The organism is Candidatus Pelagibacter sp. HIMB1587 (assembly GCF_052047775.1).
GTDB lineage: Bacteria > Pseudomonadota > Alphaproteobacteria > Pelagibacterales > Pelagibacteraceae > Pelagibacter.
In genome coordinates this window covers 717,574-738,848 of record NZ_JBNAJJ010000001.1, presented here as the reverse complement: position 1 = coordinate 738,848, position 21,275 = coordinate 717,574, and the positions used below count along the sequence as shown (strand labels likewise).

At 29.8% G+C, this 21,275-nt stretch carries 19 protein-coding genes and 1 tRNA gene; 13 read left to right on the top strand and 7 right to left on the bottom strand.

Features of this window, described 5'->3' with window-relative positions:
* The first annotated feature begins 2 nt into the window (after positions 1–2).
* From folP to ACTTBE_RS04060, 4 genes are read left to right on the top strand one after another with little or no spacing between them, the layout of a single operon-like run.
* A complete protein-coding gene (gene folP, locus ACTTBE_RS04075) occupies positions 3–1,055 on the top strand; it encodes a dihydropteroate synthase (protein WP_440677228.1) in 1,053 nt (350 codons plus the stop codon).
* Complete coding sequence (glmM, locus tag ACTTBE_RS04070; protein WP_440677227.1) at positions 1,055–2,386, top strand: phosphoglucosamine mutase; 1,332 nt, start codon at positions 1,055–1,057, stop codon at positions 2,384–2,386. Before folP ends, glmM begins: the two co-directional genes overlap by 1 nt.
* 1 nt (position 2,387) lies before the next feature.
* The gene (thiD, locus tag ACTTBE_RS04065; RefSeq protein WP_440677226.1) at positions 2,388–3,200 is read left to right on the top strand and encodes a bifunctional hydroxymethylpyrimidine kinase/phosphomethylpyrimidine kinase; all 813 of its coding nucleotides are present in this window, start codon (positions 2,388–2,390) and stop codon (positions 3,198–3,200) included.
* Positions 3,200–4,492, top strand: coding sequence for an adenylosuccinate synthase (locus tag ACTTBE_RS04060; protein WP_440677225.1), 1,293 nt, complete (start codon positions 3,200–3,202; stop codon positions 4,490–4,492). The genes thiD and ACTTBE_RS04060 overlap by 1 nt, the downstream gene beginning before the upstream one ends.
* Here ACTTBE_RS04060 and rpoH read toward each other — a convergent pair.
* Complete coding sequence (gene rpoH / locus ACTTBE_RS04055) at positions 4,489–5,370, bottom strand: RNA polymerase sigma factor RpoH (RefSeq protein WP_262590531.1); 882 nt, start codon at positions 5,368–5,370, stop codon at positions 4,489–4,491. The genes ACTTBE_RS04060 and rpoH overlap by 4 nt on opposite strands.
* Positions 5,371–5,423: 53 nt before the next feature.
* A complete protein-coding gene (locus ACTTBE_RS04050; protein WP_440647385.1) occupies positions 5,424–6,404 on the bottom strand; it encodes an RluA family pseudouridine synthase in 981 nt (326 codons plus the stop codon).
* A 23-nt stretch (positions 6,405–6,427) separates the two neighbouring features.
* Here ACTTBE_RS04050 and ACTTBE_RS04045 point away from each other — a divergent pair.
* Positions 6,428–6,504 (top strand) — tRNA-Arg (locus ACTTBE_RS04045).
* Position 6,505: 1 nt separating this feature from the next.
* Here ACTTBE_RS04045 and ACTTBE_RS04040 read toward each other — a convergent pair.
* From ACTTBE_RS04040 to ACTTBE_RS04030, 3 genes are read right to left on the bottom strand one after another with little or no spacing between them, the layout of a single operon-like run.
* Positions 6,506–7,297 (bottom strand): ABC transporter permease, encoded by a 792-nt coding sequence (locus ACTTBE_RS04040; protein ID WP_440677224.1) that lies wholly within the window; start codon positions 7,295–7,297, stop codon positions 6,506–6,508.
* A complete protein-coding gene (locus tag ACTTBE_RS04035; protein ID WP_440677223.1) occupies positions 7,294–8,022 on the bottom strand; it encodes an ABC transporter ATP-binding protein in 729 nt (242 codons plus the stop codon). Before ACTTBE_RS04035 ends, ACTTBE_RS04040 begins: the two co-directional genes overlap by 4 nt.
* Complete coding sequence (locus ACTTBE_RS04030) at positions 8,019–8,954, bottom strand: L-threonylcarbamoyladenylate synthase (protein WP_440677222.1); 936 nt, start codon at positions 8,952–8,954, stop codon at positions 8,019–8,021. Before ACTTBE_RS04030 ends, ACTTBE_RS04035 begins: the two co-directional genes overlap by 4 nt.
* A gap of 20 nt (positions 8,955–8,974) precedes the next feature.
* On the opposite strand from ACTTBE_RS04030, the gene ACTTBE_RS04025 reads away from it, so the two are divergent.
* The 3 genes from ACTTBE_RS04025 to dxs are packed head-to-tail and all read left to right on the top strand — an operon-like array spanning position 8,975 to position 11,993.
* The gene (locus ACTTBE_RS04025) at positions 8,975–9,211 is read left to right on the top strand and encodes an exonuclease VII small subunit (RefSeq protein WP_262590296.1); all 237 of its coding nucleotides are present in this window, start codon (positions 8,975–8,977) and stop codon (positions 9,209–9,211) included.
* Entirely contained in the window at positions 9,208–10,080 is an 873-nt protein-coding gene (locus ACTTBE_RS04020) for a polyprenyl synthetase family protein (RefSeq protein ID WP_440677221.1), read from the top strand. Before ACTTBE_RS04025 ends, ACTTBE_RS04020 begins: the two co-directional genes overlap by 4 nt.
* The gene (gene dxs, locus ACTTBE_RS04015) at positions 10,077–11,993 is read left to right on the top strand and encodes a 1-deoxy-D-xylulose-5-phosphate synthase (RefSeq protein WP_440677220.1); all 1,917 of its coding nucleotides are present in this window, start codon (positions 10,077–10,079) and stop codon (positions 11,991–11,993) included. The genes ACTTBE_RS04020 and dxs overlap by 4 nt, the downstream gene beginning before the upstream one ends.
* A gap of 4 nt (positions 11,994–11,997) precedes the next feature.
* Here the strand turns inward: dxs and aroC are convergent, their stop codons facing one another.
* Positions 11,998–13,080: a chorismate synthase gene (gene aroC / locus ACTTBE_RS04010; RefSeq protein ID WP_440677218.1), complete on the bottom strand. Its 1,083-nt coding sequence runs from the start codon at positions 13,078–13,080 to the stop codon at positions 11,998–12,000.
* A gap of 33 nt (positions 13,081–13,113) precedes the next feature.
* Here aroC and pdxH point away from each other — a divergent pair, with 33 nt between their 5' ends.
* The gene (gene pdxH / locus ACTTBE_RS04005; protein WP_440677217.1) at positions 13,114–13,740 is read left to right on the top strand and encodes a pyridoxamine 5'-phosphate oxidase; all 627 of its coding nucleotides are present in this window, start codon (positions 13,114–13,116) and stop codon (positions 13,738–13,740) included.
* Here the strand turns inward: pdxH and ACTTBE_RS04000 are convergent.
* Positions 13,737–14,750: a polyprenyl synthetase family protein gene (locus ACTTBE_RS04000; protein WP_440677216.1), complete on the bottom strand. Its 1,014-nt coding sequence runs from the start codon at positions 14,748–14,750 to the stop codon at positions 13,737–13,739. The genes pdxH and ACTTBE_RS04000 overlap by 4 nt on opposite strands.
* 114 nt (positions 14,751–14,864) lie before the next feature.
* On the opposite strand from ACTTBE_RS04000, the gene ACTTBE_RS03995 reads away from it, so the two are divergent.
* The 4 genes from ACTTBE_RS03995 to ppdK are packed head-to-tail and all read left to right on the top strand — an operon-like array spanning position 14,865 to position 21,259.
* Entirely contained in the window at positions 14,865–15,668 is an 804-nt protein-coding gene (locus ACTTBE_RS03995; protein WP_075506275.1) for a S49 family peptidase, read from the top strand.
* Positions 15,634–16,530, top strand: a complete 897-nt coding sequence (locus ACTTBE_RS03990) for a glycine--tRNA ligase subunit alpha (RefSeq protein ID WP_440677215.1) — start codon at positions 15,634–15,636, stop codon at positions 16,528–16,530. The genes ACTTBE_RS03995 and ACTTBE_RS03990 overlap by 35 nt, the downstream gene beginning before the upstream one ends.
* Positions 16,530–18,596 (top strand): glycine--tRNA ligase subunit beta, encoded by a 2,067-nt coding sequence (gene glyS / locus ACTTBE_RS03985; protein ID WP_440677214.1) that lies wholly within the window; start codon positions 16,530–16,532, stop codon positions 18,594–18,596. Before ACTTBE_RS03990 ends, glyS begins: the two co-directional genes overlap by 1 nt.
* Entirely contained in the window at positions 18,596–21,259 is a 2,664-nt protein-coding gene (gene ppdK, locus ACTTBE_RS03980; protein ID WP_440677213.1) for a pyruvate, phosphate dikinase, read from the top strand. Before glyS ends, ppdK begins: the two co-directional genes overlap by 1 nt.
* The last annotated feature ends 16 nt before the right edge of the window (positions 21,260–21,275 follow it).

The following is a 21,275-nucleotide window of genomic DNA, read 5'->3' as shown; positions in this document are numbered from 1 at the left end:
TAATGCAAAGATATTACACAAGAGCGTGTAATTTCTATTATGGTAATCAGTCAAAAATTTTAGTAAGTAAAAAAAAAGCCATACCATTACATCAAATCAAGGAAATATCGTTTGATCATATTGAAATAATAACTAGAAAATCAAAGAAAAAAATTTCAATTAATCAAATAAAATATTTACCAAATGATTTAAAGAAAAAAGTTAATTTAGATTTAAAAAAAATTAAAACTAAAAAAAAAAATTTTTCTAACTTAGAATTTAAAAAAGTTCCAAATATACTAGGTGTCTTAAATGTTACCCCAGATAGTTTTTCTGATGGAGGAAAATTTAATACAAAACAAAGAGGAATAAGTCATGCTTTTAAACTATATAACGATGGTGCTGATTTAATCGATGTTGGAGGAGAGTCAACGAGACCAGGTTCAAAAACAGTAAATAAAGAAGATGAGTGGAAAAGAATTAATGAAATCTTAAAATCTATTGTAAAAAAAATTCCGATTTCTTTGGATACTAGAAAATCTGATATAATGAAAAATGGAATTAAATTAGGTGTAAAACTAATTAATGATGTTTCAGGCTTAAGTTTTGATACAGAAACAATAAACGTATTAAAAAAAAATAAAGTTCCTTTTGTCATTCAGCACACGCTTGGAACACCAGAAAATATGCAAAAAAATCCAAAATATAATAATGAATTACTAGATATTTATGATTTTTTTGAGGAAAAAATAAAACTTCTAAGGTCTAAAGGTATTAAACATAACAATATAATTTTAGACCCTGGAATCGGTTTTGGAAAAAAACTGAAACATAATATGAATTTAATCAGAAGTGTTTCTATTTTTCATTCATTAGGATTTCCTATACTTGTAGGAAATTCTAGAAAAAGATTTATTAGAGATATTTCCAAAAAAAATGATAGCTTTACTAGAATTGGAGGAACAATATCGTCATCATTATATTTGATGACACAAGGAGTTCAGATTTTAAGAATTCATGATGTTAATGAAGTTATGCAAGCAATTAAAGTTTTTAAAGAGATAACAAATAAATAATGGCAAAAAAATATTTTGGAACAGATGGAATAAGAGGAGCTATTAATAGCAAAAATATTAATGGAGATATGTTTTTTAAGTTTGGACTAGCTAGTGGTACATATTTTAAATCCCAAAAGAAAAAAAAACAAACAGCGATAATAGCCAAAGATACAAGATTGTCAGGATATACACTTGAACCTGCGCTTGTTTCTGGTTTGGCTTCTGCTGGCATGCATGTTTACACATTGGGTCCTTTACCAACCAATGGATTAGCTATGCTTACAAAAGAAATGAAGGCTAATATGGGTATTATGATTACAGCTTCTCATAATCCTCATTATGACAATGGATTAAAATTATTTGGTCCTGATGGAATGAAATTATCAGATAAAATAGAAAAAAAAATAGAAGCTCTTATAGATAAAAAAATATCAAATAACCTTTCCAGTCCTGAAAAGTTAGGAAGAGTTAAAAGATTAGAAACAGGGACTAAACAATATATTAAAATATTAAAAAAAAATTTCATAAAAGAGTTCAATTTAAGAGGATTAAGAATTGTTATAGATTGTGCCAATGGTGCTGGTTATAAAGCAGGGCCTGAGTTATTAAAATCATTAGGTGCTAAGGTTATAGCAATAGGTGTAAACCCAAATGGTCTAAACATTAATAAAGATTGTGGCTCAACTTTTCCAAGAAAAATTAGAACAGCTGTAAAAAAATATAAAGCTCATATTGGCATTTCTTTAGATGGAGATGCTGATAGAATTATAATGTGCGATGAAAAAGGTAACATTGTAGATGGTGATCAAATAATAGCTGCTTTAGCTGCAAGATGGAAAAATAAAAAAATGCTAAAAGGTGGTGTTGTTGGAACTCTAATGTCGAATTATGGATTGGAAAAATATTTAAAATCCAAAAGAATAAAATTTTTAAGAGCTAATGTAGGCGATAGATATGTTAAAGAAAAAATGCAAAAATATAAATTTAATTTAGGTGGTGAACAATCAGGACATATTATTTTAGGTAAATTTGCAACAACAGGAGACGGGTTGCTTGTAGCTTTAGAAGTTCTTTTTGCTCTGAGAAAAGGTAAAAAAACGAGTGAATTTTTTCAGAGTTTTAAAAAAACTCCTCAATTATTAGAAAATATAACTGTTAAAGATAAAAATATTATTAATAAACCTGAAATAAAAAAAGTTATAAAACTCGCAGAAAAATTAATTCATGGTAAGGGAAGAGTTTTAGTTAGAAAATCAGGAACAGAATCTAAAATTAGAGTGATGGCAGAAAGCGATAATAAAATACTTTTATCCAGATGTGTAAACATGATATCCAAAAAAATAAAATAAATTGAAACCAAATTCGAAAATTTTAATTATTGCGGGTTCAGATTCATCTGGTGGGGCTGGTATACAAGCTGATATTAAAACTGTTACAGCTCTAGGTTCTTATGCGATGACAGCTATAACTGCAGTTACAATTCAAAATACTACAGGTGTGAAATCAATAGTAGGCATCAATCCAAAAGAAATTTTTAATCAAATAGTTTTTACTTCCAAAGATATTAAGCCTGATGCAATCAAAATAGGAATGTTACACTCATCTAATGTTATCAAGATGGTAATTAAAGCTTTAAATTTAATTAAAGTTAAAAGTATTATTTTAGACCCTGTCATGGTTGCAAAAGGTGGCGCCAAATTAATAGATAATAAAGCAATTAAGTTATTAAAATCGGAATTAATAAAAAAAGTTTCACTAGTTACTCCTAATATTCCTGAAGCTGAAATTTTGACTGAAACAAAAATCATATCTGTTGAAGATATGATTTACGCTGCAAATAAGCTTATGGAATTTGGAGCTAAAAATGTTCTTATTAAAGGTGGACATTCAAAAAATAAAATAGTTAAGGATGTTTTTGTTAATAAAAATGATATTAAGATTTTTAATAGTACGCGTTATAAAACAAATAATACTCATGGTACAGGTTGTACTTTATCAAGTGCAGTCACTACATTTGTATCGTGTGGAAAACCAGCAAAGAAATCTTGTGAGCTTGGAATTAACTATGTAAATTCAGCTATTAAAACAAACCCAAATTATGGAAGAGGTCATGGTCCAATTAACCATCTCACTTCTATAAAAGTAAATAAAAAATTTAATTAATGAAAAACATAGTTGTTGTTGGATCTCAATGGGGTGATGAAGGAAAAGGTAAGATTGTTGATTGGTTATCTGAACAGGCAGATGTAGTTATTAGATTTCAAGGTGGTCATAATGCGGGCCACACTCTTGTTATTGATGGCGTTACTTATAAGCTAAGATTACTTCCATCTGGCATTGTTAGAAAAGGTAAAATATCAATAATTGGTAATGGTGTTGTTGTAGATCCTTGGGCCTTGTTGGAAGAAATTGAAGAGATCAAATCTAAAGGTGTAGAAGTAGATGTAGATAACTTCATAATATCAGAATCTGCAAATCTGATTTTGCCATTCCATAGAGAAATGGATGAAATTAGAGAAGATACGGCAGGAAAAAGTAAAATAGGAACTACCAGAAGAGGAATTGGTCCTGCTTATGAGGATAAAGTAGGAAGAAGATCAATAAGGGTTATGGATTTAAGATCAGAAAAAAATTTAGATCAAAGATTAGATTCTGTATTGATACATCATAATGCAATCAGAAAAGGACTTGGAAAAAAAATTTTTGAAAAAGATCAACTTAAATTTGATTTACTCAAAATTGCTCCTAAAATATTAAAATTTTCACAGCCTGTATGGCTTAAAATTGATCAATTTAAAAAGCAAAAAAAGAAAATTTTATTTGAAGGTGCCCAAGGTATTTTACTTGATGTAGATCATGGAACTTATCCTTTTGTAACTTCATCTAATACAGTTGCTTCGAGCGCAGCTACTGGAACAGGCTGTGGTCCTAATTCAATAAACTATGTTTTAGGAATTACAAAAGCTTATACAACAAGAGTAGGGGAAGGGCCTTTTCCAACAGAACTAACTGACGAAGTAGGTGAACTTTTGGGCACACGTGGAAAAGAATTTGGAACTGTTACAAGTAGAAAAAGGAGATGTGGGTGGTTTGATGGTGTTCTAGTAAGACAAACAATTAAAGTTTCAGGTATAGATGGTATAGCTTTAACAAAATTGGACGTTCTTGATGAATTAGATGAAATTAAAATGTGCATTGCTTATGAACTAGATGGAGAAAAATTAGATTATTTGCCTGCTGCTGTAGAGGATCAAATTAAAATAAAACCAATTTACAAATCTTTTCCAGGCTGGAAAGTATCTACTAGTGGAATTAAAAATATGGACTCATTACCTGATAATGCAAAAAAATATATTTTTGCAGTAGAAGATTTTATAGGTGCAAAAATATCAAGCGTCTCTACTAGTCCTGAAAGAGAAGATACTATTTTAATTGAAAATCCTTTTGAAGCTTAATTTGCAGGTAATAAATTTTTAGATTTAGCAAGAAGTAGCATTTGTTTTTGAAGTTTTTCAAATGCTTTATTTTCTATTTGTCTAACTCTTTCTCTACTAATTTTATATTTTTTACTTAAATCTTCCAGGGTAGTTGGATCATCATTAAGTCTTCTTGAATACAATATCTCTCTTTCTCTATCATTAAGTACTGTAATAGAATCTTTTAATAAGTCTTTTCTTTGCTCCATTTCCTCATGTTGAGCAAATTTTAAATCATGATCAAGCTCTTTATCTACTAACCAGTCTTGCCATTCATCACCATCCTCTCCAACTTGAGCATTCAATGAAAACTCTTTTCCAGAAAGTCTTCTGTTCATTGAAACAACTTCTTCTTTACTCACATCAAGTTTGTTGGCAATATGATTTACGTGTTCGTCCCTTAAATCACCTTCAGTTTCAGGGGATATTTGGTTTTTAATTTTTTTTAAATTAAAAAATAATTTTTTTTGAGCAGTTGTTGTTCCAATTTTTACAAGACTCCAAGATCTTAAAATATATTCTTGGATGGATGCTTTAATCCACCACATAGCATAAGTTGCTAATCTAAAACCTTTTTCAGGTTCAAATTTTTTAACAGCCTGCATCAAACCAACATTTCCTTCTGAAATCATTTCATTAATTGGCAGACCATAGCCTTTGTATCCCATAGCAATTTTTGCAACTAATCTTAAGTGACTAGTTACTAATTTTTCAGCAGCTTTAATATTTCCAGTTGTTTTCCAATTTTTAGCTAACATATATTCTTCTTCTGCAGCCAACATTGGGAATTTTTTAATCTGTTCTAAATATGCAGAAAGACCACCCTCATTAGATAGTGTGGGAAGATTGTTGCTCATAGTTGTGTTCATAGCAGAGTTTATTTAGTTAATTATACTTAATTTTCAATAATTTATTCTTCAGTGTTTCTAAGCATTTTTAAAATATTATTTAGTTCTTGAGGCAAAATTGAGGTAAAAATCAGCTCTTTCTGAGTTCTAGGATGAACAAAGCCTAAAGTCTTTGCGTGTAGAAATTGTCTGTCTAAATTTGTAATTGAATTTTGAATGTCAAAATCAACGTTTTTTAATTTTTTATATTTTTTTTTATATTTGTCATCACCAACTAAACTATTTCCTTTATAATTCATGTGCACTCTGATTTGATGAGTTCTGCCAGTTTCTAATTTGCATTCGACTAAACTTAATGTAGGTATTTTTTTATTTTCGAAAATTTCAATTGTTTTATAGTTTGTTACAGCTTTCTTACCCTTTGAACTGCTCACTTCCATAAGTTGTCTGTTTTTTGAACTACGAGTAATAAATGTTTCTATCCTACCAAAAGATGGTCTTAGCTTTCCCCATATTAAAAGTTGGTATTCTCTAATAATTGTGTGCTTACTGAATTGTTTTGATAAATTTTCATGGGTCTCATTATTTTTTGCCACAACAACTAAACCTGAAGTATTTTTATCAATTCTATGGACAATTCCAGGTCTTAATTCATCCCCAATAGTTGATAAAGATTCTTTATCGTAATGCATCAATGCATTTACAATTGTTTTGTCATAATTGCCTGCTCCAGGATGCATTATAATTCCTGAAGGTTTATCGATGACTAATAAATCAGAATCTTCATAAACAATATTTAATTTAAAATCATAAGGCTTTAGAGATGCAATCTCTGGTTCTGGAATCGTAAGATTTACAACATCACCAATCGAAACTTTTTTAGATGGACTTTTAATTATTTCATTATTTAGTTTTAATTTTTCTTTTAAAATTAAATTTTTAACTCTGGTTCTACTAATAATTTCGTCTCTTTTGTTAATTAATACATCTACTCTTAAATTCTTTTCTTCTTCTTCAACTATAAAATTAATGCTTTTTTCCATAAAATATAATATTAATACTAAATGCGCTTGTAGCTCAACTGGATAGAGCGCCAGATTTCGGCTCTGGAGGTTCAGGGTTCGACTCCTTGCAGGCGCACCATTTACTCTCCAATATTAATTAATGTCCCTTTTTCTCTAGCTTTATCAAACGAAAAATAAAAAGTTGCTATAGCAACTGTGAAATAAAATGCATTTAATGAAAGTGCGATACGAATATTTTCATAGCTAACAATTCCATTGACCAAGATATTTCTGGTTTCTTCAAATATATAAACTAATGGCAATGCGAAAGCTATTGATTGAAATATTTCAGGTAAAATTTCAACTGGATAATAGATACAGCCAAAAGGTGCCAATAAAAACATTGTAGACCATGCAATATTCTCAAAAGATGGCCCAAATCTTAGCAACCCAGCTGATACAAAAAGCCCCAAAGTAATTCCAAAAATGTACAAACTTAAAAAAAGAAAAGCTAATGGTAATCCCAAGTTTAATATAGATATGCCAAATAATGGTGAGGTTAAAAGTATCGCTGGAATTAATCCGATTAAAGCTCTTATTAAAGCGGTGATTACAAGTGCAGTAATTATTTCACTAATTTTCATTGGAGCAATAAACAAATTAGTAAAATTCCTACTCCAAATTTCTTCTAAAAATAACATATTAAAACCAATGCTTGTTCTAAAAAGAAAATCATAAAGAATTGCACAAGACAATATAACTCCAACAGCTCCACTATAGTATGAACTGTGTTCTGCAAAAAAATTCGAAATGAAACCCCAAAGAGTTATCTGGATGGAGGGCCAATATATTAAATCAAGTATTCTTGGGAACGATCTAGTAATTAAATAAAAATGCCTTAAAAATAATCCATATATTCTTGTAATATTCATTTATCTTTCCTAACAATTTCTAAAAAAACTTCTTCCAGGTTTTTTTGTCCATATTTTTTTATCAAATCTTCTGGAGTGCCACTGTCTACGATAGTACCATCTTTCATCATCATAACAGAATTACATAATCTTTTTACTTCATCCATGTTATGAGAAGCCAGCAAAACAGATATTTTTTTTTCCTCTTTATACTTTTCTAAAAAGGTTCTAATAAAATCTGCTGTTTCGGGGTCTAGAGCAGCAGTTGGCTCATCTAACAAGAGCACAGTAGGATCATTAATTAATGCTTTCGCAAGACTGACCCTATTTTTTTGTCCTGATGACAGCTCTCCTGTAATTTTATCTAAAAGATCTCCCAATCTTAATTTTTCTGAGAGAAAATTAATTCTGTCATTCAAATTTTGAATATTATATAGTTTCCCATACACAATTAAATTTTGGTTTACTGTTAATTTTTTAGGCAATTCAATATAGGGAGAAATAAAATTCATTTTGTGTAGAATTGAAATTTTATTATTTTCAATATTTTTACCGTTAATTAAGACTTGGCCACTTGTTGGTTTTAATAATCCTAGTATCATTCCGATTGTTGTTGTTTTTCCACAACCATTTGGACCTAACAGTCCTACTATTTCATTTTCATTAATTTTAAAATTTATATTATTAACTGCATTTTTAGTCTTATATGATTTTGATAGATTTATGACTTCTATTGAGTTTTTCATTTGAAGTTTGATGCTCTCTTGAGTCTGTCATTTATTGTTTTTCCAATTCCTTCATTTGGTATTTTTTCTACAGCTATTGATTTATATTTATCTTTTTTTATTTTCCTCAAAACACTATACAGGTTTCTGGCAGCTTCATTTAAGTTTCTTGTTTTGCTTAAATAATAAATATCTTTAGATATATTTTCTCTTTTTTTTAAGAGTACAAAAGCTTCATTTTTTTTGTTTTTTTTTGCATTCATTCTTAAAGGTAGTCCTGGAGAATAGTGCAAAGGAAAAAGACCAGGAGAAATTTTATCTTTTGAATTTATATTAATTATTATTTTTTGATTCAAAGTTTTTTTAATCTTTGAAACACTCAATCCTCCATATCTTAGTAATCTAGGTTTATTTGTTATATTTAATATTGTAGACTCGACACCAATTTTACAAACACCACCATTCAAAATAAATTTTATTTTGTTGCCAAATTCATCTTTGACGTCTGCTGCTTTTACAGCACTTAATCTTGAAGAAATATTAGCACTTGGTGCTGCAACTGGATATTTTAAATTTTTGAGTAATTTTCTAAATAGAGGATGTTTTGGAAATCGTATAGCAACTGTTTTTTTATTATTAGTTACAAACTTCGATATTTTAGAATTTTTTTTGAGCTTCAATATATATGTTATTGGTCCTGGAGAAAATTTTTTATAAAGTTTAATAAAATTATCATTTATTTCACAGTCTTCTGAAATTTTTTTTAAATTATAGTAGTGAACAATTAGTGGATTGTTAGCAGGTCTTCTTTTTAGGTTAAAAATTTTTTTAACAGCAGTGTCCGAGTATGCGTTACCTGCTAGTCCGTAAACAGTTTCTGTTGGAACAGCTACACAATGACTTTTATCTAAGTAATTTTTCGCTTTTTTGATGTTTGATTGAATATTTTTCATGTAATAGTAATGATTAATATATGAAAGATAAAAATTTACCACTCGATTATGATAATAGAACGCTTGAAGAGTTAACAGATGAAGCAAATCAAATGATAAAGTCTTTAGAAGAAAAAGATGACCTAGACAATTCTGTAGAAAGCTATCAAGAGTTACTAAAATTAAATAATTTAATTGAAAAAAAATTTCAAAAAAATTTGAGATCTATTAGTGAAAATACAAATAAAAAAATTAAGGATATCATTAAGAGAAAGTGAAAAATCAACTTAATAAAATTGCAAAAGATACCAATTTATTCTTGAAAAAATACATTCAGGAACAAGAAAATTCTAAATTAGTTTATGCAATGAGGTACGGATTATTTCCTGGAGGAAAAAAAATTAGATCTAAAATATTAATTGATATTGGATCGTTATTCTCAATTAACTATCACACATTAATTGCTATAGGTGCTGCTGTAGAATGTATTCATGCTTATTCTCTTATTCATGATGATTTACCATGCATGGATAACGATAATATGAGAAGAGGTAAGCCATCAGCTCATATTAAATTTGGTGAGTCGACAGCTGTCCTCGCTGGAAATTCATTATTAACAATGGCTTTTGAAATTTTAACTAGTTCTAAGATAAAGTTGAGTGACAAAATTAAAGTTAAATTAGTAGATAAACTTTCTATGTGTTCAGGACATTTGGGTATAGCGGGTGGTCAATATTTAGATTTAGATTTTGAAAAAAAGAAAGTTTCAAAAAAACAAATTATAGAAATGGAAATTAAAAAAACAGGAAAACTTTTTAGTTTTTGTTGTGCAGTACCAGCAATCATTAAGGAGAAAAGTCTAAAGGAAATAAAATTTTTTGAGAGTCTTGGTTCTGATATTGGTCTTCTTTTTCAAATAGCAGATGATTTAATAGATTTTAAAGGTAATTCTAAAATTGCTGGGAAAAGAACTAAAAAAGATCAAAAAAAAGGCAAAGCTACGCTTATAAGTTTGCTAGGTTATGATGCTTCAATCAAGTATTGTGGTAAGATTATTTCAGATATTAATAGAAATTTAAAAATTTATGGTTCAAAATCAGAAAATTTAAACGATACATTAGAATTTATATTGAATAGAAATAAATGAAAAATAATTACAAGTTTTTAGATAATATTAACTTTCCATCCGATTTAAGAAAAGTTTCTGAAAATGATTTACAACAAGTAGCTGATGAAGTTAGAGAAGAGATGATCAGTGCAGTATCTAAAACTGGTGGACATTTAGGTGCAGGTCTAGGGGTTGTTGAGCTGACTGTTGCTCTGCACTATGTTTTTGACACACCTAATGATAGATTAATTTGGGATGTAGGACACCAAGCATACCCACATAAAATTTTAACGGGAAGAAAACAAAAAATTACAACCTTAAGACAAGGCAACGGTTTATCAGGTTTTACTAAAAGATCTGAGAGTGAGTATGACCCATTTGGTGCAGCTCATAGTTCCACATCTATATCATCTGCACTTGGCATGGCTGAAGCAAATAAATTAGAAAATAAATCTTCAAATGTAATAGCTGTTATTGGAGATGGCGCAATTAGTGCTGGTATGGCATATGAAGCTATGAATAACGCTGGCGCATCAAAAACTAAAATGATCGTTATATTAAATGATAATGATATGTCTATAGCAAAACCAGTAGGTGCAATGAGAACTTATTTAGCAAAGTTATTTACTGGAAAAATCTATTTTAGCTTAAGAGAAACTTTAAAATTAATCACCTCAGCTTTTTCAAAAAGATTTAGTGCTAAAGCTGGTAAGGCAGAAGATTTTTTTCGTTCTGCTGTCACCGGTGGAACACTATTTAGCTCACTTGGTTTTTATTATGCAGGACCAATAGATGGACATGATCTTTCCACACTTGTCCCTATTTTAAGAAATGCTAGAGACTCAAAGCATGAGGGTCCAATTATGATACATATTAAAACTCAAAAAGGAAAAGGATATTCTTATGCTGAGAAAGCTAGCGATCACTATCATGGAGTATCAAAATTTAATGTTGAAACTGGAGAGCAACAAAAAAGTGGTTCTAATTTACCTGCATATACAAAAGTTTTTGCAAATACACTTGTTAAGCATGCAAAAAAAGACAGTAAGATTGTTGGAATAACTGCAGCAATGCCAGGTGGAACCGGTATGGATACTTTTGGTAAGGAATTTCCAAAAAGAATGTTTGACGTTGGTATAGCTGAACAGCATGCAGTTACTTTTGCTGCAGGTCTTGCAACAGAAGGGTATAAACCCTATGCCGCCATCTATTCTACCTTTCTTCAAAGAGCTTATGACCAAGTAGTGCATGATGTAGCAATACAGAGTCTACCTGTAAGATTTGCAATTGATAGAGCTGGATTAGTTGGCGCAGATGGATCAACGCACGCAGGGTCTTTTGATATCACTTATTTGTCAACTTTACCAAATTTTATCGTGATGGCAGCTAGTGATGAAGCTGAGTTAGTAAAAATGATTAATACTTCGGTTGATATTAATGATAAACCCTGTGCAATAAGATATCCAAGAGGAACAGGTATTGGAGTTGAACTTCCGTCAATAGAGGAAAAAATAGAGATAGGTAAAGGAAAAATTATTCAGCAAGGAACTCAAGTTTGTTTGTTGAGTTTAGGAACTAGACTTGAGGAGTGTAAAGTAGCTGCAGAAGAATTGAAAGCAAAGGGTATTTCAACAACAATTATAGATGCCAGATTTGCTAAACCTTTAGATGAAGATTTAATTTTAAAATCTGCAAGAGAACATGAATTAATGGTTACAATTGAAGAAGGCTCTATAGGAGGTTTTGGATCCCATGTTAAAAATTTATTAGCTGAAAAAGGAATATTTGATAAAGGTTTAAAATTTAGATCTATGACTCTTCCAGATGAATTCATAGAGCAAGATAATCCAAAAAAAATGTATGATATTGCTGGACTTAATAGTCCACAAATTACAAAAAAAGTTTTAGAAGTTTTATTTAATAAGGATTCAATTAGAGTAGTAAAAAACTAATTATTTATCCGCACTGAGCCTGATTCATTAGGTAGTGGTCTAATAAAACACAATTCATCATAGCTTCTCCAACTGGAACAGCTCTTATTCCTACGCAAGGGTCATGTCTTCCTTTAACAGATATTGTGGTATTTTTTCCGAATTTATTAATTGTTTTTCTTGTAGTTAAAATTGAAGATGTAGGTTTAACTGCAAATGATGCTATTATTTCTTGTCCAGAAGAAATTCCACCCAAGATACCGCCTGCATTATTAGAGTTAAATTTTAATTTATTATTTTTTGATGATATTTCATCAGAGTTTTGCTCACCACTTAGTTGTGCTGAATTCATTCCAGCACCTACATTTACCCCTTTAACTGCATTAATACTCATAAAAGCTGATGCAATGTCAGAATCTAATTTTGAATAAATAGGCGCACCAAGACCTGCAGGAATACCTCTTGCCCTAACCTCTATTACAGCTCCACAGGATGACCCTGATTTTCTTACACCAAGTAAATATTTTTCCCATAATTTAATCATGGACTTATCTGGACAAAAGAATGGATTTTTTGAAATAATTTTATCATTCCATTGTGACGTATCGCATCCTAAGATTCCTAATTGAGTTACAGCACCTATAACTTTAAATTTTTTTCCTAATTTTTTTTGAAGTACTAGCTTAGCTATAGCACCAGCAGCAACTCTTGAAGCTGTTTCTCTAGCTGAAGATCTTCCTCCGCCTCTATAATCTCTAATTCCATATTTTTTGAAATAGGTAAAGTCTGCATGACCTGGTCTAAATTTATCTTTAATATTTCCGTAATCTTTAGATCTCATGTCTTTATTATAAATAATTAGAGAAATTGGTGTGCCAGTAGTTTTTCCTTCAAATACACCTGAAAGTATTTGGACCTTATCGTCTTCTTTTCTTTGTGTAGTAAATTTTGATTGTCCAGGTTTTCTTTTGTCTAATTCTAATTGAATATCTTTTTCATCTAGATTTATATTTGGAGGACAACCGTCAACTATACAGCCAATAGCAGGACCGTGAGATTCACCCCAAGTTGTGAAACGAAATAGCTTTCCAAAAGTGTTAAATGACATTATTTATATTATATAGATTATTTTGTTTAAATTATGAATGAAAAAAACCAACTTGGTATCAACAGCTGCTTTTTAAATTTAGATGACCCAATTAAGTTATTTGAAATATGGATGGAAAAAGCTAAACAGACTGAACCAAATGATCCAAATGCAGTTGCGCTAGCAACTTCAAGTAAAAATAATGTTCCATCCGTCAGAATGGTGCTCCTTAAGGGTTTTAATAAAGATGGATTTGTTTTCTATACTAATTTAAATAGTCGAAAAGGTAATGAACTAAAGGAAAATCCTAATGCTTCGATGTGTTTTCATTGGAAAAGTCTTTTAAGACAAGTGAGAATTGCTGGGACTGTATCATTAGTTTCTGATGATGTTGCAGATGAATATTATTCTTCCAGAGCATATGAAAGTAGAATTGGTGCATGGGCATCAAATCAGAGCCAAGAATTAAAAAATAGAGATGAATTAATAAATTCAATTAAGGTATATAAAAATAAATATTCTGATGAAACAAAAGTTCCTAGACCAAAACACTGGTCTGGATGGAATTTAAATCCACAAAATATAGAGTTTTGGTTAGATGGAGAAAATAGAATTCATGAAAGATTACTCTATAAAAAAAGCCAGAATGGATTATGGAATAAGTCTTTATTAAGTCCTTAAAAATTTCTTGCTAAACTAAAAGATGTGAGTTTTTTAAGAATTTCTTTTTCTTTAGTATCCTTGAAGACGCTTAAAGAATTTGATGCTAAATTAATATAGTGCTGAGCTTTTTGGTAGCATTCATTTATAATCTTATATTTATTAATTAAAGATACAATATTATCAAAATCTTCTTTTGTTCTCTCATTTTTATTAAATACTTCTTTTAGCTTATTTTTTTCATTGTTTTCTAATTTTTGGTAAAGCAAGATTATTGGTAAAGTCACCTTTCCTTCAAAAAAATCTTTTCCTATTTTTTTTCCAAATAACTTTAATTCAGAATTATAATCTAACGTGTCATCTGCAATTTGAAAAGTTAACCCTAAGTTCCTTCCATAAAATTCTAGTGCATCTTTTTCTTTATTTTCTACATCAGCTAAAATTGCGCCTACTTTTGTTGAAGCAGCAAATAGTTCTGCAGTTTTGGCAGAGATAATTTTTAGATATGTTTCTTCAAGCATATCAACTTCATTATTATGTTGTAGTTGTAATACTTCTCCTTGGGCAATTTTAGATGAAGTTGATGATAATAATTTTAATACCTCTAAGTTTCCATCTTCCACCATCATCTCAAAACATCTGCTTAAGAGATAATCTCCAATTAAAACCGAGGAATGATTATTCCAAATTTTATTTAAAGTTTCTTTACCTCTTCTAATCTCACCTTCATCGATAACATCATCATGCATCAAAGTTGCACTGTGAATAAGTTCTACACAAGCTGCTAAATTTACGTCTCTTGAACCTTTTGAGTAACCACATAACTTAGCACTTCCTAATGTCAATAAAGCCCTAAGTCTTTTGCCACCAGTTTCTATATGATAATTAGTCATTTTTTGAACTAATTGAACATCACTAGTTAATTTGGATTTTATTCTTTCTTCAGTCAAAGCTAGTTTTTCTTCAACAGAGTCCCTCAATTGGAAATATGAATTATTTATCTGGTTTTTAAGTTGTACTACAGTTCCCATATTAATTTTAAATTAATATAAATAAGCTATATTTATTACTTATCATTTGACGCACCTATTTCTTCAATTATAAGTAGTCTTTATAATCAACTAAATATTCTGTAAGAGATAAATATGTTCTCCTTTTTAAAAAAGAAAAAAATTGTTTCACATATTAAATTAAATGGCGTCATTGGTAATGCTGGTAAGTTTAAGCAAGGTATTGATTTTGCAGGACAGGAAGAAATTATTAAAAAAGCTTTTTCACTGAAAAAAGCTGCTGCAGTAGCAATATCAATCAATTCTCCAGGAGGCTCACCTGTACAGTCACATTTAATTTATAGTTTTATTCGTCAGCAAGCTAAAAAAAGTAATAAGAAAGTTATTTTTTTTGCAGAGGATGTTGCTGCATCTGGGGGATATCTCATCTCATGTGCTGGAGATGAAATTTATGCAAATTCAAGTTCAATTATTGGGTCTATAGGGGTTATATATTCATCATTTGGTTTTACTGAATTAATCAAGAAAATAGGTGTTGAGAGAAGAGTTCACACAGCTGGAAAGAATAAGAGCACACTTGATCCTTTTATGGAAGAAAAGGAAGAAGATATTCAAAGACTTAAAAATATCCAATTAGATTTACATCAAGATTTCATAAATGTTGTTGAAAAAAGTCGTGGAGCAAAATTAAATAAAACAGAAGTAGAATTATTTTCTGGTGAATTTTGGTCAGGTTCAAGAGCTAAAAAATTAGGATTAATAGATGACATAGGAGATGCACATGAAATCTTAAAAGAAAAGTTTGGTGAAGATGTTGTAATTAAAAAATTTGAAAAAACAAAAGGGTGGTTAAGTCAAAAACTTTCATCTTCAAATCATATTGACCAATTTGCAAATATTTTGGATGAAAGATCAATCTGGCAAAGATATGGTTTCTAAATTAAAAGAGAAAATTCTTACATTTCAAGATACAATTTTAAATCTTCAAAAGTTTTGGAGCAAAAAGGGATGTGTAGTTCTCCAACCTTATGACATGGAAGTAGGAGCAGGCACATTTCATCCAGCAACTACATTGAGGTCATTAGGGGCTAAACCTTGGAAGACAGCATATGTGCAGCCATCAAGAAGACCCACAGATGGAAGGTATGGAGACAATCCAAATAGACTTCAACATTATTATCAATTTCAAGTTCTTATAAAACCTTCGCCTGAAAATATTAAAAAACTTTACCTCAATAGTTTATCATCTATAGGAATTGATCATTCAGATCATGACATTAGATTTGTAGAAGACGACTGGGAAAGTCCAACATTGGGAGCTGCTGGTCTTGGTTGGGAGGTATGGTGTGATGGCATGGAAATTACTCAATTTACTTATTTTCAACAGATGGCAGGATTTGAATGCAAACCAGTTTCTGTAGAAATTACATATGGATTAGAAAGAATATGTATGTTTATTCAGCAGCAAAAAAATGTCTACGATCTGTTATGGAATGATGATGGTGTAAAATATAAAGAAGTATTTCATCAAGCTGAGAGAGAATTTTCGGCATATAATTTTGAACATGCAAATGTAGAGTCACTTTTTAAAATGTTTGATATGCACGAGTTGGAAGCAAAGTCATTAGTTGAAAAAAAAATTTCACTACCAGCTTATGATCAATGTTTAAAAGCAAGTCATGTATTTAATATATTAGATGCACGCGGAGCAATTAGCGTTGCTCAAAGAGCAGGATATATTGCAAGAATAAGAGATATTACAAAATCAGCTGCTAGTGTTTGGTTAGATGGTCAAAAATAATGTCTGAATTTTTCTTAGAATTGTTTAGTGAGGAAATACCTTCAAATTTACAAAAAAATTTAAGAGAAAATCTACTAAAAAGTTTTAATGAATTTTTTTTAGAAAAATCTATTAAATTTAAAAAAAGTTCATCTTACTCGACACCCAATAGGTTATTAATTTTGTTTGAGGGAGTTGAAAAGAGGATAGTTTTAAAATCTGAGGAAATAAAAGGTCCGAGTACAAAGTCTCCAGATGCTGCGTTGGAGGGATTTGCTAGATCAAATGGCGTTTCAAAAAAAGAGTTGTTTGTAAAAAAAACAGATAAAGGTGAGTTCTATTTTTATAAAACTATATCAAAAAAATTAGATACTCATACATTATTAGAAGGAGCCATACCTCAAATACTGAATAAAATTCAATGGAAAAAGTCAATGAAATGGTCAAATTATGAACTATTATGGGGTAGGCCATTAAAATCTATTTTATCCATCTTTGATAAAAAAAAACTAAATTTTAAATTTCATCATTTAATTTCATCTAACTCGACATTTATAGATAAAGAATTTGAAGAAAAGAAAAAACTATTTTCAGACTTTAAAACATATAAAAATTTTTTTAAAAAAATGGATATACTTATCGATCACGTTGAGAGAAAAGATCTAATAGAAAAAAAATTCGATATTATTTTAAAAAAAAGAAATATAAATATTGATAGCAATCCTAAGCTTCTTCAGGAAGTAGTCGATTTAACTGACCAACCTAACGTAATTGTTTGTGAATTTGATAAAAAATTTTTAAATATACCCAAAGAGATTTTAATACTAACCATGCAATATCACCAAAAGTATTTTCCTACTTTTGATAAAAAAGGAAATATTACAAATCAATTTTTGGTAGTAGCAAACAATAAAGATAAAAAAGGATTAATTAAACTAGGAAATGAAAGAGTAGTTGAAGCAAGATTAAGCGATGCAGAATTTTTCTGGCAGAAAGATAAAGCTCAAAACATGGTCAAAAAAATTTCTGATTTAAAATTAATGAATTATTTCAAAGGTCTTGGAAATTATTTTGATAAAGCTCAAAGAATGAGAAAGCTTGGTGCTATTATTTCTGATCAGTTATTAATTAGTAAAGAAAAAGTAGAATTATCAGCATCGATAAGCAAAGTAGACTTGTTATCTGAAATGGTTGGCGAATTTCCAGAACTTCAGGGAATTATGGGAGGTTATTTTGCAAATGTGCAAGGTTTTGATAAAGAAATATCACTTGCAGTTAGTGAGCAATATTTACCCGCAGGATCTGGAACAAAAATTCCAAAAAAACCTTATAGCATTGCTTTATCCTTAGCGGATAAGATTGATACTTTAGTTGGATTTTTTGGTGTAAACCAAAAACCAACAAGTTCCAAGGATCCTTTTGCTTTAAGAAGATTAGCACTAGGGATTGTTAGAATTATCATTGAAAATAAAAAAGATTTTAAAATTAGAGATTTAATAAATTATTCTTCAAGTTTGTATCAGGATCAAGGATTTGAATTTGAGAATAAATCTTTACAAAAAGAATTACTAGATTTTCTATTAGAGAGATTAAAATATTATATGAAGGAGGAAAATATCCGAAACGATATAATACAAGCTTCAATAAGTTCTTCTAACTTAGATCAATCTGTAATTATTTTTAATAAAGCAAAAAATTTAAATAAAATAATAAATAAACAAAACGGAATAGATATTATTTTAAGCTATAAAAGAGCATCAAATATTCTAGAAAGTGAATTAAAAAAAGATAAAATTGAATTATCTAATACAACTGACCCTGGTATTTTTAAAACTGAACTTGAAAAAAATCTATTTAAAAAAATTAATGAATTGAGGAAATATTTTTCAAGTCTTAATAATGATGAAAATTTTGTTCAAACATTGGGAAATTTAGCAAGTATTAAAAGAGAGGTATTTGATTTTTTTGATAATGTAATTGTAAATGAGGATGATTTGGTAATTAAGAAAAATAGGCTAGAACTAATTCAAATGATGTGTAAAACATTCGACAATTATGTTAATTTTTCTTTAATCGAGTCTAACTAATGACGAAACTCATATTAAACTTTAATTCGAAACAATCTAAAAGTATTAAAAATCCAAAAAATTTTTTAGGTGGAAAAGGTGCTAACCTTTCTGAAATGGGAAGGATGGGGTTGCCAGTTCCTCCTGGTTTTACAATATCCACTAAAGTCTGTGAGATTTTTTATAAAGATAAGAAAAAATTAAATAACAATTTAATTTCTCAAATTAAAAAAGAATTAAAAATTATTGAAAAAGATGTTTCTAAAAAATTTGGAGACCTAAAAAATCCTTTGTTATTATCTGTTAGATCGGGTGCTAGAATATCTATGCCAGGAATGATGGATACAATTCTCAATTTAGGTTTAAATGATAAAACAGTAAAGGCGTTAGCTTTGAAAACCTCCAATGGGCGATTTGCCAAAGACAGTTACAGAAGATTTATTCAAATGTATGGAAACGTTGTGATGGGTGTAGAGAGTTATCATTTTGAAGAATTAATTGAAAATTATAAACTAACAAAAGGTGTTTTGTTAGACACTGACTTAGATGAAAATGATTGGGATGGTTTAATTGAAGATTTTAAAAGAACAGTAAAAGAAAAAACGAAAAAAGAATTTCCTCAAGATGTATTTCAACAATTATTTGGAGCAATTAGTGCTGTATTTTTATCATGGGAAAGTAATAGAGCAAAAGTCTATAGAAAATTAAATCAAATACCAGCAGAATGGGGGACAGCAGTCAACGTTCAATCAATGGTTTTTGGTAATATGGGTGATGATTGTGCTACTGGAGTTGTATTTACAAGAAATCCATCAGATGGATCAAATGAAATATATGGTGAGTACTTAATTAATGCACAAGGTGAGGACGTTGTTGCTGGTACAAGAACACCACAATATATAACCAAGAAGGCAAGAAAAAATGCTAAAATTGAAGAACCTTCAATGGAGGAATCTTTGCCAAAAGTTTTCAAAGAATTAAAAAAAATTTTAAAAAAATTGGAAAAGCATTACAAAGATATGCAAGATGTAGAATTTACGGTTGAGAATAATAAACTGTGGATGCTTCAAACTAGATCAGGAAAAAGAACTGCGAAATCTGCAGTAAAAATTGCAGTTGATATGGTTAAGGAAAAATTAATATCAAAAAAAGAAGCAGTATTAAGAATTGATCCAAATTCTTTAGACACACTTTTGCATCCTACACTTGATGAAAAGAGTACAATCAATGTAATAGCTAATGGTTTGCCTGCTTCTCCAGGAGCGGCAAGTGGAAAGGTTGTATTTACCTCAGAAGAGGCTGAAAGATTAACTTCTATGATGCAAGACACAATCTTAGTAAGAGTAGAAACGTCACCTGAAGATATACAAGGAATGCATGCAGCAAAAGGAATTTTGACTGCTAGGGGAGGAATGACAAGTCATGCTGCTGTAGTTGCTAGGGGCATGGGAAGACCATGCGTATCTGGCTCAAGTGAAATTGATATTAATTATGAGATGAAGACATTTAAAACATCCTCAATGGAAATTAAAGAAGGTGACGTTATTACAATAGATGGGTCAACTGGTAGAATTATATCTGGTAGTGTGGAAACAGTTAAACCAGAGATATCTGGAGATTTTTCCAAAATAATGACTTGGGCAGATAGTTTTAGAAAATTAAATATTAGAACAAATTCTGAAACACCTGAGGATACTAAAACTGCAAAAGATTTTGGAGCTGAAGGAATTGGTCTTTGCAGAACTGAACATATGTTTTTTGATGAAGAAAGAATTTTATCAGTAAGAGAAATGATTTTATCGAAAACTAAAGAAGATAGATCAATTGCATTAAAAAAACTTTTACCTCATCAAAAAAAGGATTTTATTGAAATATTTAAAATTATGAGTGGATTGCCCGTTACAGTAAGATTGTTAGATCCACCTCTTCATGAGTTTTTGCCTCGAACAGATAAAGAGATTAATGAAGTTGCAAATATTGTCAATCTTTCAGCAAAAGAAGTAGAATCTAGAATTGATGAATTGCATGAACAAAATCCTATGTTAGGTCATAGGGGATGTAGGCTTGGAATATCTTTCCCTGAAATATATGAAATGCAATGTAGAGCAATATTTGAAGCTTTAGCTGAGCTCAAAAAAGAAAAAATTAAATCTGCTTTTCCAGAAATTATGATTCCTTTGGTGTCCACTGAGGCAGAAATAAAAATAATGAAAGATTTAGTAATAAGAATTGCAAGTGAAGTCCAAAAGGAGCACAAATTAAAAATTGAGTTTATGGTGGGTACGATGATTGAACTTCCCAGAGCAGCTATAAAGGCTAAAGATATTGCTAAACATGCTGAATTTTTTAGTTTTGGAACTAATGATTTAACTCAAACTACATTTGGAATAAGCAGAGATGATAGTGGAAAATTTTTAAATGATTATTTAGATAATAAAATTTTTTCAATTGATCCCTTTATTTCGATAGATGATGGAGTTGGAGATTTAATAAAAATAGCTGTTGAAAATGGAAAGAGACAAAACAAAAATATAAAACTTGGAATTTGTGGCGAACACGGTGGTGATCCTAAAAGTATTTTATTTTGTTCGAAAGCAGGTTTGAATTACGTTTCTTGTTCTCCTTATAGAGTTCCAGTAGCAAGGTTAGCAGCAGCTCAAGCTGAAATTATGAAAAAATCATAAGATTAAAAAATTATAA

What these genes read in the sequence shown, in the direction of transcription:
- ACTTBE_RS04030 (WP_440677222.1), bottom strand. Translation starts at nt 8,954, where the DNA reads ATGAAAAATATTCAATCAAACATCAAAAAAGCGAAAAATTACTTAGAT.
- ACTTBE_RS04040 (WP_440677224.1), bottom strand. Translation starts at nt 7,297, where the DNA reads ATGAATATTACAAGAATATATGGATTATTTTTAAGGCATTTTTATTTA.
- ACTTBE_RS04035 (WP_440677223.1), bottom strand. Translation starts at nt 8,022, where the DNA reads ATGAAAAACTCAATAGAAGTCATAAATCTATCAAAATCATATAAGACT.
- aroC (WP_440677218.1), bottom strand. Translation starts at nt 13,080, where the DNA reads ATGTCATTTAACACTTTTGGAAAGCTATTTCGTTTCACAACTTGGGGT.
- pdxH (WP_440677217.1), top strand. Translation starts at nt 13,114, where the DNA reads ATGAATGAAAAAAACCAACTTGGTATCAACAGCTGCTTTTTAAATTTA.
- ACTTBE_RS04050 (WP_440647385.1), bottom strand. Translation starts at nt 6,404, where the DNA reads ATGGAAAAAAGCATTAATTTTATAGTTGAAGAAGAAGAAAAGAATTTA.
- ACTTBE_RS04060 (WP_440677225.1), top strand. Translation starts at nt 3,200, where the DNA reads ATGAAAAACATAGTTGTTGTTGGATCTCAATGGGGTGATGAAGGAAAA.
- ppdK (WP_440677213.1), top strand. Translation starts at nt 18,596, where the DNA reads ATGACGAAACTCATATTAAACTTTAATTCGAAACAATCTAAAAGTATT.
- folP (WP_440677228.1), top strand. Translation starts at nt 3, where the DNA reads ATGCAAAGATATTACACAAGAGCGTGTAATTTCTATTATGGTAATCAG.
- glyS (WP_440677214.1), top strand. Translation starts at nt 16,530, where the DNA reads ATGTCTGAATTTTTCTTAGAATTGTTTAGTGAGGAAATACCTTCAAAT.
- glmM (WP_440677227.1), top strand. Translation starts at nt 1,055, where the DNA reads ATGGCAAAAAAATATTTTGGAACAGATGGAATAAGAGGAGCTATTAAT.
- ACTTBE_RS03995 (WP_075506275.1), top strand. Translation starts at nt 14,865, where the DNA reads ATGTTCTCCTTTTTAAAAAAGAAAAAAATTGTTTCACATATTAAATTA.
- ACTTBE_RS04025 (WP_262590296.1), top strand. Translation starts at nt 8,975, where the DNA reads ATGAAAGATAAAAATTTACCACTCGATTATGATAATAGAACGCTTGAA.
- dxs (WP_440677220.1), top strand. Translation starts at nt 10,077, where the DNA reads ATGAAAAATAATTACAAGTTTTTAGATAATATTAACTTTCCATCCGAT.
- ACTTBE_RS04000 (WP_440677216.1), bottom strand. Translation starts at nt 14,750, where the DNA reads ATGGGAACTGTAGTACAACTTAAAAACCAGATAAATAATTCATATTTC.
- ACTTBE_RS03990 (WP_440677215.1), top strand. Translation starts at nt 15,634, where the DNA reads ATGAAAGATCAATCTGGCAAAGATATGGTTTCTAAATTAAAAGAGAAA.
- rpoH (WP_262590531.1), bottom strand. Translation starts at nt 5,370, where the DNA reads ATGAGCAACAATCTTCCCACACTATCTAATGAGGGTGGTCTTTCTGCA.